The following is a 16320-nucleotide window of genomic DNA, read 5'->3' as shown; positions in this document are numbered from 1 at the left end:
ACTACTACCCTCTAAAAAATCACTGACCAAATGTATGGGCCGGCAGAGCCTGTCCGCCGCTAAAATTCCTGCTTCCTGCTTTCTATGTAACAAGCCGTCACAAAACGTTCCCGGTTTATTGCTTGCGGCATCGAATTGTGTGCTGGCAAACGCCAGCACACAGGGGCAGGACGGCCGATTTACAGATGCAGGAAAGACAGGATCGAGTGTTTCAGGTAGCTCACTTTACTTTTCTTCATCGACTCTGAAATATCTACCACCACCTCGACTTTCAGATCACTCATATTGCGCAATATCGCTCGCTGCGCTTTTTCAGAAAATCCATTGTCTCTGATGTCAAGTACTTCAAGATGAGAAAAATGCCGCAGATAGCTTCCGAAGCTTGCTTCGTCATTCATTTCAAATTTATTACTTCTAAGATCAAGCGATTTCAGATTTATCCCGCGACCCAGATTCAGTACGTTTCGAGACGTTATGCCTGCGTTTCTGATTACCAGATCCGTTAAACCCTGCATTTCATTAATATAGTCAATATATATATCACTAATTTCTATATTAGAAATATCCAGCTTTTCTAGATGTTTCAGCTTCGGCAACAATCGCTCCGGAAACTGCGCGCCACTTTCCTTCAGAGGATTTCCACTTAAATCAAGTGATTTCAGATTTTTAGATTCAGCTAGTTCCAGCAAAACCGAGCAAAGTGCGTGAGCGTCAATGCCCGCTTTGTTTGCATTAATTTCAACTTGCTTGAAATTTTTCGTCGCAGCAACCAGGTCTTTAAATTTGTCACTAAAAGCCGCCGAACCGTCCCCGGCTTTTCGGCCTGACATATTCAGCATCAGCGTTTTAGTTTCATCGGCATTTGCGCTCAGACAAGCAAGCACGGCAGTTTGATAAGCATCATCAAGCCCTGCCAGATCAATTTCGATGTCGCTAAACGGTGCAATGATTTTTTCGACGCTTTGCTTAAACACTGCCTCACTGTCAGCGTTTTTTGCCGCCGCCGCGATTTGCTCACGACTAAGGCGCTGCGCATCGCTTCGTGAATAGTGCTGAACGGGTGTTGTCGCCACAGCGCAATCGGATACACCTGGTTTCTGCAGTGCCTGCGGTGCCCATTGCCGCGATTTCGCCTCAACTTTGGCACCCTCGCCTTCAAACTTGGCTACCTGATTGGGCACCGCAAGCTCAAAGTCTCCCGAGCGACGTTTAGCACCAGACAACGTACCCAGCGAGCAACGCCCAAACAGGGCACAAATATTGTCAAGCAGACTGTCCAGCACGCGCGACACGCCCGATTGCGTAACGGACATCCCTGAAGAATTCGCCGATTTTTTGGACGCCAGCACTGACTCATCAAACGTTACATCAGGTGCCGCATCAATCTTTACAGAATTTACAGAATTTACAGAATTTACAGAAAAACCCATACCCCTTTCCTCCGCGCATGTCCTGTGACACACGACTCAACTAGCCAACAAAAATTTACGGCCAAAAAATGACAACCCAAGCCCGTTAAGTAACCATTCGCGGCAAAACGTCGGCTAATTTCCGTTTTTTTTTTGAGCACCAGCCAAACAAGACCCCCGCGCCGTCTACACCAACCCGCCCTCAGTCCTTCACCAACGAGGCTTTCTGCCAATCCAGCATGCGCTTCAGATAGTTGAAGCGCTCCGTCCTGCCTACGCCTAGCCACTCCATCTGTTGGCACAAGGCCAACAGATGGCTGATGTGCTCTTGCCGGCCCGGCGTGCTCTCGCGGCCACTTAGCGTGATCGAGATCTCATAAGCGCACCGCACGAGGCGTTCTTCCTGGCATCTTTGTTCCATATAAAGAAACGAAGACGGCCGCGACCAGACCGTGATAACAGCGCACAAGCAATGCCGCAGCAGGCCCTCCGCCACTGAATCAAACGAACGGCTAGTCAGCCAAGCCTGCGAGCCCATCTCCAGCAGCGCCTGTAGCCGGCGCGCAAGCATACTCAAGTCCGCCACCATCGACTCGGGCGTAGTAGCGCTGCTGGGCAAAATCTCGTGAAAACTGTCGATCACTGCCTGCTGAGCGCCCGGAACATCCTGGAGATACCGGTGAAACCGGTGCAGCAAACGCTGCTTTCCTGGCTCGCTGGCATCTGGAAAAAACATCAGATAAGGCACCGGATCGAAGCAAGTCTCGTGATCCAGATGACGCTCCGCCCAATCCGCCATGGTTTCATCGCCATGACCTCCCCCCGAAAAACCGTAGCGGCGAGAAGTAGAGATTTCTGGCAAATTTGAAGCCCTGACGGGCGGGAGGTTTGCATGAAGAAATCCAGGTACACGGAAGAACAGATCGCGTTCGCGCTGAAGCAGGCCGAACTGGGTACCCCGGTGGCAGAAGTGTGTCGGAAGATGGGTATTTCCGAAGCCACGTTCTACAACTGGAAGAAGAAGTACGGCGGCCTCGGCGTTTCGGAGTTGCGGCGCCTAAAGCAACTCGAAGAGGAGAACGCCCGACTCAAGCGCATGGTGGCCGACCTAAGCCTCGACAAGCAAATGCTTCAGGAGGTGGTGCAAAAAAAGCTGTGAAGCCAGCCCGTAAGCGCGAGCTGGCTGATTTTTTGATTCAAGCGTATCGGGTGAGCATCCGGCGTGCGACAGCACTATTGCAGCTACGCCAGGCCACGTACTTCTATGTGCCGAGCCCACGTGATGACCGTGCCGAGCGCCGGCGCATCCGGGAGATTGCCGAAACTCGGATACGTTACGGCGTAGAGCGCATTCACGTTCTGCTGCGCCGCGAAGGCTGGTTGATCAATCACAAGAAAACCTACCGAATCTACTGTGAAGAGGGGCTGAACCTGAGGCGTAAGCGGCCTCGCCGTCGTGTCGCTGCCGCACACCGTATGGAGCGCCCCGAAATCTCTACGGTGAATGCGTGCTGGAGCATGGATTTCGTGGCCGATCAGTTGTTCAACGGGCAGAAAATCCGGGCCTTAACTGTGGTCGATAACTTTAGCCGGGAGAGCTTGGCGATTACCGTCGATTACGCCTTGAAGGCTGCCGATGTGGTGGCAACGATGGGACATCTAAAAGCGCTGCGAGGTGCCCCGAAACGGATACAGGTCGATAACGGGAGCGAATTTATTTCTCATGCGCTGGATCACTGGGCGTATGAAAATGGCGTAACGTTGGACTTCTCCCGTCCTGGCAAACCCACGGACAATCCGTTCATCGAGTCATTTAACGGCAGTTTTCGGGATGAATGCCTGAACGTGCATTGGTTTCTGTCACTGGACGATGCCCGAGAAAAGATCGAAGGCTGGCGACAGGATTACAACGACTTCAGACCGCATAGTTCGCTAGGCGATTTGACTCCGGGTGAGTTCCGACTTGCCCACCTTGAAGCCGGAACTCTCTAGGCCAAAGTGCTCGGTTATCCGGGGGGAGGTCAGCCAAGCGCCAGCGCATAAGGGAGAAACTGCTCGGCCATCAGGGAAGGAATCTTGCCCTGCGGATCACTGTCTTGCCAAGCCGACTGGATCAGGCCAGCCGCAAGCAAAGTGCGCAATGAAGAAGCGCAGAAATGAGCCTTCTTGTCACAGATGCCAGGCAGCCTGTCTGGCAGCAGCGAACCCAGCTGATGTTGCGCACCAAACTTCACCAGCGCCTTGACGCTTGCCTCATCCCCAGACCGGGCGGCCAGGAGCACCAACTCACCGCCTTGCTCCCGAGTGAAAGCGCAACCGCCCTCCAGCAATGCCCAAGTCAAATCTCCGCGCCGATGCTGGTAGGGCTCACTGGCACGAAGGAATTGATACAGCGCCGCGCCAACCGGCTCATTTTTGGCCCTCGCCCGGTTCGCCAGGAGATCGACCAGACCGCGCCCCAGGGTCTCAGGCAACGATCGCATCAGCCAGTGGAGCGAAGGTAGCCCGTCGATGACCCAGCGGCCATCCTCCAGCTGGTACAAATTCGCGCCAGGAATGTAGCCCCGCAGCACTTGCTCTTTACCGTCAAGCACCGCGGTGCAAATGTTGTCCCAATCAGTGGCGTAAAGATGCTGAAACACCGATGGCAAAACCTGTTGCGACGACAGCGCCTTGGGTTCGATGATCTGCGGGAGCGTCACCCGGGGGGTGAGCAACGGGGGCGCTCCGGTCAGGCCCGGGGCACTAGCAGAAGAGTTGCAACCTTTGCGCACAAAGAGCGCGAAATCCCAGGACATAGATGAAGAAGGCACGAAAAGAATGCAATTTCGTAACATCGGCACCCGGAACGTTCCAATTTTACTCAGTGCGCGTCAGTATTTACCCTCGCATAACGTCCGCAGCTATTCCGGTTATATGCGGCGGCCAAATCTGGTGCCTGGCTGCGTGGGAACTAAGCACATGCCGTTGTTACTCAGTGTTCTGTTGAAAAGTTAGCGATTTTAAATGGCACGCACCATTGCCAATAAATATATCGATACTTCTGGACGCGCGAAACCAGATGAAATAGCAATTAAATAATCGCACATGACACAATAACTTTGAGTTTTTCAACAGCGCAAGCCCCAATGATAAAAATAACAGGAGATGAAAATAAAATACAGTAGCGACACGCTATATTATTCAATTTAATTTCCACCAAAAGTCATTAATAAGTATATTTTTGAGAGATTGCATAATGGACACTAATTTCAAATATGACGAATTATCTGGCAGTGCAACGAATTGGGGCGTTGTTCCGAGCACTCCAGCTCAATCCCCATACGAAATGTTGCCGACTACCGGCATGCAGATTCGGAATAATTTCCCCCCAGCACCATTCGTACCAGTAAACGGTGCCCATTTTTTACCTGTAGATGGAAATCAGGTGGTTCAGAACCATTCGCAGAATTATTCTGGCGTGCCCGACCAAACGGTTTGGCAAAATCAGGGCTTGATGACTTCACCGCTTGTTAGCAACCCGCCTTTGTGCCTGTGCGAAGCTTGTAAGCCGTCAAATAACCAGAATCAAAATCCAAGCTATCAGGGGATGGAAATGCAGATTCAGCATAATCCTCCTCAAGCATCGTTCGTATCAGTCAACAGCGGACATTTTTTGCCTGTAGATGGAAATCAGATGATCCAGAATCATTCGCAAAATGATTTTGGCGTGCCCGATCAGGCGGCTTGGCAAAATCAGAGCTTGATGACTTCACCGCTTGTTAGCAACCCGCCTTTGTGCCTGTGCGAAGCTTGTAAGCCGTCAAATAACCAGAATCAAAATCCAAGCTATCAGGGGATGGAAATGCAGATTCAGCATAATCCTCCCCAAGCATCGTTCGTATCAGTCAACAGCGGACATTTTTTGCCTGTAGATGGAAATCAGATGATCCAGAATCATTCGCAAAATGATTTTGGCGTGCCCGATCAGGCGGCTTGGCAAAATCAGAGCTTGATGACTTCACCGCTTGTTAGCAACCCGCCTTTGTGCCTGTGCGAAGCTTGTAAGCCGTCAAATAACCAGAATCAAAATCCAAGCTATCAGGGGATGGAAATGCAGATTCAGCATAATCCTCCCCAAGCAACGTTCGTATCAGTCAACAGCGGACATTTTTTGCCTGTAGATGGAAATCAGATGATCCAGAATCATTCGCAAAATGATTCTGGCGTGCCCGATCAGGCGGCTTGGCAAAATCAGAACTTGATGACTTCACCGCTTGTTAGCCACCCGCCTTTGTGCCTGTGCGAAGCTTGTAAGCCGTCAAATAACCAGAATCAAAATCCAAGCTATCAGGGGATGGAAATGCAGATTCAGCATAATCCTCCCCAAGCATCGTTCGTATCAGTCAACAGCGGACATTTTTTGCCTGTAGATGGAAATCAGATGATCCAGAATCATTCGCAAAATGATTCTGGCGTGCCCGATCAGGCGGCTTGGCAAAATCAGAACTTGATGACTTCACCGCTTGTTAGCCACCCGCCTTTGTGCCTGTGCGAAGCTTGTAAGCCGTCAAATAACCAGAATCAAAATCCAAGCTATCAGGGGATGGAAATGCAGATTCAGCATAATCCTCCCCAAGCATCGTTCGTATCAGTCAACAGCGGACATTTTCTGCCTGTAGATGGAAATCAGGTGATTCAGAATCATTCGCAAAATGATTCTGGCGTGCCCGATCAGGCGGCTTGGCAAAATCAGAGCTTGATGACTTCACCGCTTGTTAGCCACCCGCCTTTGTGCCTGTGCGAAGCTTGTAAGCCGTCAAATAACCAAAATCAAAATTCCAGCTATCAAGGGACGGGAAATCAGGAAATAACTTACGAGCAATTTTTGTCGTCATTCAATTCACTACCACAGATAGAGAAAGAGAGATTGCTTGGCATACAACCGGGTACTGGCATCCAGAATCAGGATTTTCTGGCCATAACAAATACGTCCCAGAATACAGCCGGTTATATCAGCGAAAATATCAAAACCTTGCCCCAGTCCAGTATTAATAAACGCCCCCCTTCCCAGAAAAACCAGGCTTCAGACAAAACAAATAACTCAGACAGGCCTCATCAAAAAAAATATGAGTCAGTATTAAAAAAATACCGTATGACGGACCCAGGACCTGAAGTTAGTAACGATATCGTTGCCAAAAGAGATTATCTCGCAGAATTAAAAAATATATCCCCCGGAATACTGGCTGCCGGAGGCGAGAAATTGGTTGACCACCCAAGAAATAACGAAATAATTACTTATCTGGCTGCAATATATTCAGAATTCAAATGGGTCGAATTTTCCGATGAAAATATCGTCGCCCTCGCATCTCATTATTATGGAGATATGATATTACGCCTAATCTATAAATATTATGATCAAAGTCCATTTTTTGCAAAAAACACGTTGCACGACGCGATAGAGACATTGCTTAAGCATTATTCCGCCATATCAGACAAGGGGGAAGTTGCTTACTTATACCAACTTTGTCTTATTGAACTGGAAATTACGAAAAATATCGAAAATATGTTTCAAGATATTGACGATATTCCGTATGTGAAAAAATTTTATAATGGCAATTATCTTGCGAGTCGAACCAGGACTTTTATCAATGATGCAAATACCGGTAATATACTAAAAAATCATGTAACTCCGTTGCTTGAAGCTGGATTTAGTCCAGTGCAAATTATGCACACCATCTCATATGACTGGTGCAATTCAGGAATAAATCACCTGCTCACCAAAGGCCGCCGCCTGGTTAATCTGGGATATCATCCAATTGCTATTGCGTATGTTATCTACCAGGGAAAACAAAGGAATTTTATGCAATGGTGGAGCGACATGGAAGCAATGCGGAGCAAATATAAAGGAGATATCTCCGAACTGCAAAAATTGATGATTGAAAATTCAAATCGTAAAAAAATAAAATCCATTGACATCCGCAGTATAATTGATGCCTACCGCGACACATTGATAAAGAACAGTACGCTATCTGTCGCCCACAGAAATCTGACAGATAACAAATAAACTGCCCATCAGCCTGCGAATTAAATTCGCAGCGCAGCCGGGGCCGCAGAGACTATTTTGCAGCCCCGTTTAAATAATTACTGAACAACCTGGCAACAGGATTATTCTATTTTAAGGATGTACTGCTCGATGAATTCTATCGATGGGCTGTCTGGTTTCGAGAGCATAGATATTTCTAATTTAATCCCGTCCTATGACCATGAATATGACCAGATATTCTCCGGGATATTACCAACAAATAATGAAGAAACCCGCGCTAATCTTCCGCAGCTAAGAGCGCAGCCGCTAGGCACAACGCATTGGCTTCAAACGGAAATAACCATTGATGCGATGCCAGACACTGCCTCAGCACGCCATGATTTAAATGAAGCGCAGCAGCGCGAAATTTCTTATCCCGCTACCAACCAGCCGGACATACCTTGCACAAACACCAGCCAAATTAATCAAACTACCGTGACACATGGCAATACAAATACACCAATACCACAAATTTACAGAAATAATTTTCGGCTAATCAATGGGCATTTAATAGAAAGTGGCCCGCAGAATAAACCGAGTACAAAAGTCCCTCATGATTCATCCGTTTTTATTTCTGTTTCTACTTTAGATACGAAGCAGAAAAATCGGCCAACGCGCTGGAAAATTCACCGTTTTGACGCGTCTAAAAACATAGTCAAGCAAAGTATAAGCACGAGCCAGACGCTGAATTTTCCGGATTCCAGTTTAATCTGGGCCAAAAACTCTCCAGCCTGGTCGATATCCCATGGCAACCCTGCTGCTTTAAAAATCTACAATGGCCGCCCGCTTTGTAACGATAATCTAGTCAGCAAAAAACTCCGCTTTTTTCCTTATCCAGGAAGTTCAGGCAGGGAAATGGCTACGATCGAATCGTGTATCAGCCAATTAACCAGCGAACTCCCTGGGTTTTCTGCTGATGCTTTTTCATACAAGCAGGCCTGTCCACGAGGCGTACATTTTTTTAATTGCCTTGCCGCAGTACTCCCCGATCTTAAAAACTGGGGACATTCTGATCAAACAATCCTGAATTTAATTGCCGCCCTAGCACCAGCTTATTACGGCGATCTGGCTTTAAAAATACTTTATGAAAATAATGGAGAAATTAGTAGTGGCATTATTTGCAAGCCAGATCAACTATATAAAGTGATTAACTGGTGCGCGGATAATTTCAAAGCAGGAGAAAAAACAACGCTGGAACGTTTTTTTGATATTTGCCAGTTCGAATTAAAATTTCACAGCCATCGCCCACCTGGCTATATAAATTTTCTTTCCAACAGGCATTTAAACGGAATTTATCAACCAGAAAACGTCAATGGCAGCATTAAAGCTGTTCGCAAATACAAAAATTGCAATGAATTTCTTCAGGAGAATTTTGACAAAATTATTAGCACCGGATTTGATCCGTTGCAAATTTTATGGATAATTCAGGGTTCTAATTACCGCCGCGGCATCACGCAGCTAGTTGATTGGGGTGGCACTTTAATTACGCGAGGATACGCCAGTGACGCCATCACTTATGCTTTGTCCAGAAGCAATAATCACTGTAATTATCTGACGTGGTGGGGAGAAGAAGATCAAACCTGGTTTGCGAATAATTTTCGGCACGGTTCTCACGCCGCTCTGGAACATGCGATCGTCACAGAAATAAAGGAAACCAATCTTTCCCGAAAGAAGCTGGAGGAAATTTTTCAAAAATATAAAACCTGACAGAAAAACAGCACAACTTCATGGCAGCCCAGGCTTGGCCAGTTGTCCGCGCTGCACGCGCAAAAACCAAGCCCGAGCGAGCCACTGAGCCGCGCCGTCCAGAATCAAACCAGCATCAACCGCGCCGGGGCCATGAGCCTCTGGAATGGCGCGTCGCACATCAACGAGGTGTCATGCAGCATGTCTGTCAGATGCGGCTTACCACGTCATGCCGCGGGTGGACCTAAAGAAAACGCCTGAGAACCAGCAATCATATTTGCCGGGCCGCTAATGGTAAGCACGGGTAGAACTGAAGAAAACATCGGAAAAGCCAAAAGCCGGTTGAGATAAGTACTTCGCCGCTCCCCTGTGCTGTCCTCCTCATCGGCCAGTTCCGGGGCCGGGTCCAAAACCTCATCACGCAGCCAGTCAAGCTTCTCGTAAAGCTCTATCCGCAAAGTTGCGCTGCTGCCTTCGCCCAACTCAATTGCCGACTCAAGCAAGCGGCGTAACATGCGCTCCTTGCGCGCGTGGTAGGCCTGACCAGCCTCCGCCAAGGTCCCCATCCAGGAAGACTCCAGAGGCACATAGCAGTTCGCCAGCAGGTTTTCCGCACAGTCTTCCGGCAAAAACGGAACATCCTGGGTAGCTGCTACGGCTTTGATAACCTTCAACGCGGTGAGCCGTGCCTCAATCTGGCTCAGGCGCGCTTCGGTTAACTGACTAACCTGCACGGGCCAGTCAACCAGAAACACAGCATTAATCAACGCCTGCCTTTGCCCGCTGTCGAGCACCGCATTCATGACCTGGTCGTGCAGCCATACTTTTTCGCTATCCCCCGCGCTTTGATAAAGATCAAGACAAGCGAGCGCATCACAGTATTTGTTCCTCTCCTGACATGCCCATTCTTCTAGCGGCCCATCCTTGTTCGAGCGCGCATGGTTAAGAAAATGCAAAGCCATCTCCGGCGGGATACGCTCCTTAAGTTTTTTGGCAAGCCAGTTATCCTTTGGCGGAGCATCAAGATCCTCTCGTCCCAACCGATCTCGAACAACATATTCACAGACCCGCTCTAGCGGCGAATGACCCTCACTAGCCAGCGCGGGAATAGACACACCATATGCAAGCAACAGCGCCACGCTTTTGTAGTCGGCCAGACGCAACGCTAGCTCCAGCGTGCGATGCGACGGCACGAACCCTCCGGCCTTAAGCAGCGCCTGCGTAATATCTGAGCGCCGCAGGGTAAAAATCATGCCGCTATCAACCAGCGTCCGTTGAACCTTGCCACGGCTCCCGGCGCAATCCATATCGAGATCAATCAGCACCTCCACCGCCTGCTGCACATACTCCAGTGGCAAGTTCTTCAGAAACCACTGGATGACGGGCACTTCGTTGCTCTCCAGAACGTCTTTTCGCAGCGTCAGTTGCCATGGAGAGCACATAACGCTGGACAAAAGGCGTGCCAGCTCGGCACAAGACTCTTGCGAAGGCTCGCTCTGTATGAGGATGGCCAGTCTGTTCCAGACAGCGCCATGATCAGGCGGTGCCGCTCGCTTGCTCGTGGCGGAGAAATCGAGCACGGGGAGAACAGACATCGGGCCAGCACAGATTTCCTGCCCTTGTTGCAACGCCCGGGGCTGTACAGGCTCAACAACAGCGCCAACGTCCTCCATCGAAATGTCCTGCTTTGACGCACCGCCTGATCGAGATACACCGTTTAAAGACATAAAAATTTATTCAAATTGGACCACTATTCGTAACGCCCATCAGGCAAACGTTCCGCTAGCACATTCTCTATTGCGCTCTATTTCTGGTGTCATACACTTCGTCAGGCCAACCGCTGAGCAGGGCAACCATTTCCCTCTCGCGTGTTGTGCGTCTACTCCATCTAGCGCGCTCACCACGGCCCGCGCATCCCGCTTCGATTAACCCGCCCCACCTCAAGGAGCACCTGATGTCCTCATCTTCCGTCAAGCCCATTCCTGAAGGAATGCACACCATCACGCCCTATCTGGTGTGCGGCGGTGCCGCTCAGGCAATCGAGTTCTACAAGAAAGCCTTCGATGCGCTCGAATTAATGCGCATGGCAGGGCCAGGCGACAAAGTGATGCATGCCGAGCTGAAAATTGGCGACTCGGTGCTTATGCTCGCGGACGAATCTGCCGAATGCGGCATGCCTGGGCCCATCGCACTCAAAGGCTCGCCAGTAGCGCTTCATCTGTATGTCAAAGACGCGGATGCGGTATTTGCCAAGGCCACCGCAGCCGGGGCCACGGTCAAGATGCCGCTGACCGACATGTTCTGGGGGGACCGTTACGGTCAGGTGCAAGATCCGTTTGGCCATGTGTGGTCGATCGCCACGCATGTGCGCGATGTCAGCGAAGAAGAAATTCAGGCCGCGAAGGCCGCGATGCTAAAGCAATAGGCTTCTGCCAGCGCGCACGCCACGGTGGCGTGCGCCTGGTTTAACAGCGGGTTTTAAGCGGGTGGTTAAACCCCGCGTTTGTGATTGTGACAAGCCGGGCAAATCTCACAGGCCCCGGCGCGAGATGTCGGCGGCAGCGCCGCAGATACGGCTGTACCGGCGTTAGCTTTTGCACCTGCACCCATGCCCACGCCCGTGCCCGTGCCCGTGCCCGCCTCAGCTTCAGGCACGCCGCTTTGCCGCAGCAACGCGCGCAACTCGTTAATCACCGGGAACACCTCGTGATTCCAGTCAGCGCCCTGGCGGTCATGCGCTTGCTGCTCCTGCTCAACAATCCAGCGATCTTCCTTGAAGATGCGTTCGGTGAACCACACCAGTAGCGGCCAGGCCAGATCCAGCACCAACGGCATGCCGGGCCGCTTGATCGACAGCAGTCCAAACGTGCGGTTAGTGCGCTGCGCCGCATCGAGCGGCACGTAGACAATCCACAGATCCATCACGAGCGTCGCATCGGCCGTGCGGATTTGCAGCGTCTGGTACGGATACTGCGTGCGGATCGTCATCACGTCCTGATCGTTCTGCTCTTTGCCTTGACGGTTCTGGCCAAACACCAGCGCTTCGCCCAAGGGCTGCTTGCCCTTCATCCGCGCGAAGGTGTAATCGACTTCGACCCAGCCTTCGCCACGCCTGCGTCCCAGCGAGCGGGCCCGCATTTGGCCCATTTGCCGCCGGTGCAAAAACTGGTGGTTCATGTCCATCAAGTTCTCGTGCATGAACGAATAGTGACAAGCCACTTCACGGCCAAAGCGACGCGTCTTGTAGGCCTTGTCACCGGCCGAACCCAGTTCGGGCAACGCGCGCTGGGCAGCCAGCGCAGCGTTGCCCGGAAATACAAACACCAGCCCTTGCGCTTCACGGCACGGATAAGCCCGCACGCCATTGGGCAAACGCTCGCGGCCCAGATACGGCACATCGGTGCAACGGCCGCTGCTGTCATAGGTCCAGCCGTGATAGCCGCAACGCAGCGACTCTCCATCCACCACGCCAGCGTGCAATGGCACCTGCCGATGTGCGCAGCGGTCCTCCAGCGCGAACACCGCCCCGGACGCGGTGCGCACCAGCACGATCGGCTCCCCCGCAAAACGCACCCCATGCGCCTTGCCACGCTTGACTTCGCGCGACCACGCCAGCGGATACCAATGATCGGGATGCAACGGCACCCGGCGTAAATCCCGCACAGCGGCAGATGCAGATTCAGGAGTAGAAACAGATTCGGAAACGGGCTCGGTAGCGGGGCTTTCGAGCGGATGAACGATATGCATGGGTAACGCCTCCAGATACAGCAGCACGTAACAACGCGTATTGGAACTGAGGGAACTGAGCTTGATACACCACGGAGAACGACGAAAAGACAGGAAGACAGGAAATGACAAAAGAAAAGCGTGGCAAAACCGTGAGCGCCGCCCAGTCTACTCGAAGCCTTGTCCCGCGAAAGCGGCTGAAACCACGCGATGCCTCACACCATCCTTGCATGCAGCAGGTTCTTTCCTAGACTAAGAAGCTAGCGCCACCGTTTGCTCAAGGAGCCATCATGCGTCTGACGATTTTGCTCAAAGGACCGGACCCCGGCACAGCACGCGATTACGCCGTGCTCTGGCTAGATACCGAACAGCATCGCTGGTCGAGAGAGGCTCACGATGGCGTTGATTTACCGGCGTGGGGCAAGCTGCGCGAAGAGCATGGCGTCACGATGTTGTGCGCCGCAGGCAATGACGTGCCGTTGTGCACGCTGTATGACCTGAATGTCTCCGCCGTCGACGATGCCCAGGCGCGCGGGCCTGTGGCATGGCCGGGGCTCTCAGGGCACCATGCGCCACCGGGCGGCTCGTGGCGGCTGCAGGCCATCGACCGCCAGCCAGTCCGCGCCGAACGCAGCCTTTTTGCTCATTAAGTTTGCTCATTCAGCCCATGCATTAATTTCGCTCATTAATTTCGCTCATTAAGCCGATCGAACTCACTCCCGCCACTGAACTCGCTACGCGCTCCAGGCCTCGTCCCGAGCTTGACGCCAGCGGTGAACGGAACGCTATACTCTCGCCCCCGTTCACCGCTCGTCTGCTCCGTCTGATTCATGAAGAAATGGCTTGTCTGTTTGTTGCTCGCGCTGGCGGGCCATGCGGTGGCGGCACCGTCATGCACCGAATTCACGCCCAATGGGCAATGGCCGGTTCTGACCAACCCGAAGATGGTGCCCGGCACGCGCCTGCTGTGCTACAGCGATTTCGCAGTGCTGCATTCCGGTATCACGCATGGGCCGCTCTGGTCGGCTGAACACCTCAGCCGCGCGCATATCGAAGCCGCCAAAGACATGGTGCGCACCAACCGCTTTTTTGAGGATGCTCGGCTGCCTGAAAGCGAGCGCGCGACGCTGGCCGATTACCGCCGCAGTGGCTTCGACCGGGGCCATATGAGCCCGGCGGGGAATCGCTGGAATGCGGAGGCGATGGCGCAATCGTTCTCGCTGGCCAATGTCGTGCCGCAAAACCATCTGCATAACCAGCAGTTGTGGTCACGGCTTGAAACCGCTGTGCGCAAACTCGCGCTGAAAGATGGCGAAGTGTATGTGCTCACTGGCCCGATGTTTGTCGGTGAACAGTTGCAAACCATCGGAGCCAATGGCGTATTCGTGCCGACGCAATTGTTCAAGCTGATTTATGTGCCGTCACGGCAACTGGCGTTTGGCGTGGTCAGTGACAACGCCGCCACACGCAGCTATCAGATCAAAACCGTGCATGAGCTGGAAGCCGCGAGCAATCTGCGTTTCCCAGGGATTCCAGAGAATCTGAAAGACCAGCGTCCAGGAGGGCTAAAAGGTGTTTAACGCGTATTCGAACGACGATGTGCTGAACCTTCAGGGTGACGCGCTCACGGTCAGCAATAGTGCGACCCAGGTTGAAATTAGCGGCACGCTGGTCTTGACGCGCGACCAGCGCAGCCTGAAAGCGGCGCTGGCGTTAAAACAGGCGCTGGATAGCGTGGTGGCCACATTGCAGGCGCAAGCAGAACTGCCCGAGCGCCGGGCAGCCGAACGTGAGCACGAACGCGGAGAAAGCGGGCATACGTCAACGCCAGAGCTGGTGAAGAACCCGTTCAAGCGCTAACTAGGCATTCTTGCCATGAACTCTGAACTGGATATCTCTTTCAATGACGAACAACCGCTCCAGCCTCGCATAGGCATCGTTCATCAATTCAGGATCAAATTTCTTGCACGCTGTGATCAGTTCGAGGTCTTTCAGCGATTCTGCTGGCAGCCATTTGTGTTTATTTTCCAGATTTATCACTAGATCGGTTATCAGCTTGCGATATTGGGCCCGCGCGTTGAGGGCCAGCGCTTGTTGCTCACTGGTCTGCTTTAGTACATAAGTAATAATATCTCGCACCGCCTCGAAATTCTGGTTGAATATGGAACTCATATAATCAAAAATCTGGTATGCCAGATCATTCCATTCGTCGTAGCGAATATCAATATTCTCATCCTTCAACCGATTTAAAATATCCTCTCTTTTCTCATCCGTCAATTTGACGCGATCTTTTTTCATTAAAGCAAACATCTGCAGCAAATCATCTTTGTTTTTCCTGCGAGCGCTCTTCAGCACACTACCACGCTTAATAGAGTTCGAATAAATTCTGATAAATTCCAGGCTATCGGCTACTTCTTTTTCAGTGTCACCCGGATGCGCGGTTAGTTTTAGCGCCAGATTTCGAATGAAAATATCATGCTCACCAAAATTTCCTGCCTCTATTTTGTCACTTAACGCCAAAAATATCTGGCACAAAAAAACTGAAGGGTATTGGGTATTTTTTAGCTTACGTCCTTTTTCTTCAAGTTCTTTGAGAAAATTGTCAGTCAACTGGTCAAATGCAGCAAAATTCGGGGGTTTTTCCCGTGTCGCCTTGATAATATTCAGCGCGCACTGCACCGTATCTTGTTTGATTGCCGGATATTGGCTAACAATACGCTCAAGCATCAGCACCGCACTTGAGCGTCCGTTGTGATCCTTCTGGTGAGGGTCCGCGCCCTTGCCCAGCAGGTGCCGGGCCATGCTGTCATCGCCGTTTTCCAGTGCGAGATGTAACGGTGCCTGGCCGTTCTTATTAAGCTGGTTGAAATCAAGATTATCTATATCAGCCAGAATTTTAAGAACGAGTTGATTACCATTGCGCGCAACTTCATGCAGCGGTGTATCACCGTTATCCGCAACCACGTTACAGTCGACATCATAATTTAAAAGCTCCCGCACTATTTTGCGCACTCCGGGGAAATTATTCCTGATTACCAGATGCAGCAGCGTATAACCATCTGAAAATTTTTTCTCAAAAGTTAAGTAATTTGAATTTTTAATAAAATGGATAATATCGGCACAAGTTCTCCGGTTAAGTATTGTTTTAATATCAGCGGAATCCCCCGCTTCAATTTTCTTAAGCTCCGCTTGCAACTCAGTATTTCTGGAAACGCCTGGCATGCAGTTATTCCATACTCTGCCAGATGAAAGATGATTGATTTCCTGCTTATGCAGATCACTGCGTGATGCCTCAACAGAGACATTAGCTAGATATAGTTGTGAATTTTCCTGGGCTCGTGGCATTTGCCGCATGCCAACCAGATTTCTGAAAAACTGCTGTATCTCTCTCATTTTTATACTTTCAATTTAGCCAACCCACCTCCCGAATGCAGT

General features: G+C 51.1%; 12 protein-coding genes and 1 pseudogene. 7 read left to right on the top strand and 6 right to left on the bottom strand.

The features are described 5' to 3' along the window. Positions 1–179 precede the first annotated feature (179 nt). Both GH656_RS14275 and GH656_RS14270 read right to left on the bottom strand, forming a co-directional pair. The gene (locus tag GH656_RS14275; RefSeq protein ID WP_153076744.1) at positions 180–1430 is read right to left on the bottom strand and encodes a leucine-rich repeat domain-containing protein; all 1251 of its coding nucleotides are present in this window, start codon (positions 1428–1430) and stop codon (positions 180–182) included. A gap of 181 nt (positions 1431–1611) precedes the next feature. Next, positions 1612–2208, bottom strand: coding sequence for a hypothetical protein (locus GH656_RS14270; RefSeq protein WP_153076743.1), 597 nt, complete (start codon positions 2206–2208; stop codon positions 1612–1614). A 93-nt stretch (positions 2209–2301) separates the two neighbouring features. Between GH656_RS14270 and GH656_RS14265 the strand changes: the two genes are divergently transcribed. Beyond that, positions 2302–3401, top strand: a protein-coding gene (locus GH656_RS14265; RefSeq protein ID WP_425495843.1) for an IS3 family transposase whose coding sequence is annotated in 2 segments (ribosomal slippage) — positions 2302–2563 and positions 2563–3401 — 1101 coding nt in all. Because the reading frame shifts where the segments join, the coding sequence is not laid out codon by codon here. Between the two features lie 29 nt (positions 3402–3430). Here GH656_RS14265 and GH656_RS14260 read toward each other — a convergent pair. Beyond that, positions 3431–4126, bottom strand: coding sequence for a hypothetical protein (locus GH656_RS14260; RefSeq protein WP_153076742.1), 696 nt, complete (start codon positions 4124–4126; stop codon positions 3431–3433). 521 nt (positions 4127–4647) lie between these two features. Here GH656_RS14260 and GH656_RS14255 point away from each other — a divergent pair. After that, positions 4648–7455 (top strand): hypothetical protein, encoded by a 2808-nt coding sequence (locus tag GH656_RS14255; RefSeq protein ID WP_153076741.1) that lies wholly within the window; start codon positions 4648–4650, stop codon positions 7453–7455. Positions 7456–7584: 129 nt separating this feature from the next. Continuing rightward, positions 7585–9180 (top strand): hypothetical protein, encoded by a 1596-nt coding sequence (locus GH656_RS14250; RefSeq protein ID WP_153076740.1) that lies wholly within the window; start codon positions 7585–7587, stop codon positions 9178–9180. A gap of 206 nt (positions 9181–9386) precedes the next feature. Here the strand turns inward: GH656_RS14250 and GH656_RS14245 are convergent, their stop codons facing one another. Further along, entirely contained in the window at positions 9387–10832 is a 1446-nt protein-coding gene (locus GH656_RS14245) for a hypothetical protein (protein WP_153076739.1), read from the bottom strand. Between the two features lie 281 nt (positions 10833–11113). On the opposite strand from GH656_RS14245, the gene GH656_RS14240 reads away from it, so the two are divergent. Next, positions 11114–11584: a VOC family protein gene (locus GH656_RS14240; protein WP_153076738.1), complete on the top strand. Its 471-nt coding sequence runs from the start codon at positions 11114–11116 to the stop codon at positions 11582–11584. Positions 11585–11781: 197 nt separating this feature from the next. On the opposite strand, the pseudogene GH656_RS14235 reads toward GH656_RS14240, so the two are convergent. Beyond that, positions 11782–12906: pseudogene (locus GH656_RS14235) on the bottom strand (Rieske 2Fe-2S domain-containing protein); the annotation flags it as partial. Between the two features lie 269 nt (positions 12907–13175). On the opposite strand from GH656_RS14235, the gene GH656_RS14230 reads away from it, so the two are divergent. The 3 genes from GH656_RS14230 (at position 13176) to GH656_RS14220 (ending at position 14745) form a co-directional block, all read left to right on the top strand. Beyond that, entirely contained in the window at positions 13176–13535 is a 360-nt protein-coding gene (locus tag GH656_RS14230) for a DUF3564 family protein (protein ID WP_153076736.1), read from the top strand. Positions 13536–13715: 180 nt separating this feature from the next. Next, entirely contained in the window at positions 13716–14465 is a 750-nt protein-coding gene (locus tag GH656_RS14225) for a DNA/RNA non-specific endonuclease (RefSeq protein WP_153076735.1), read from the top strand. Then, positions 14458–14745: a hypothetical protein gene (locus GH656_RS14220; RefSeq protein WP_246184315.1), complete on the top strand. Its 288-nt coding sequence runs from the start codon at positions 14458–14460 to the stop codon at positions 14743–14745. Before GH656_RS14225 ends, GH656_RS14220 begins: the two co-directional genes overlap by 8 nt. Here the strand turns inward: GH656_RS14220 and GH656_RS14215 are convergent, their stop codons facing one another. Then, positions 14746–16278 (bottom strand): ankyrin repeat domain-containing protein, encoded by a 1533-nt coding sequence (locus GH656_RS14215; RefSeq protein ID WP_153076734.1) that lies wholly within the window; start codon positions 16276–16278, stop codon positions 14746–14748. Positions 16279–16320: the final 42 nt, after the last annotated feature.

Source organism: Paraburkholderia bonniea (assembly GCF_009455625.1).
Lineage (GTDB): Bacteria > Pseudomonadota > Gammaproteobacteria > Burkholderiales > Burkholderiaceae > Paraburkholderia > Paraburkholderia bonniea.
The sequence above is the reverse complement of the archived record's forward strand: the minus strand, read 5'-3'. Positions and strand labels throughout refer to the sequence as shown.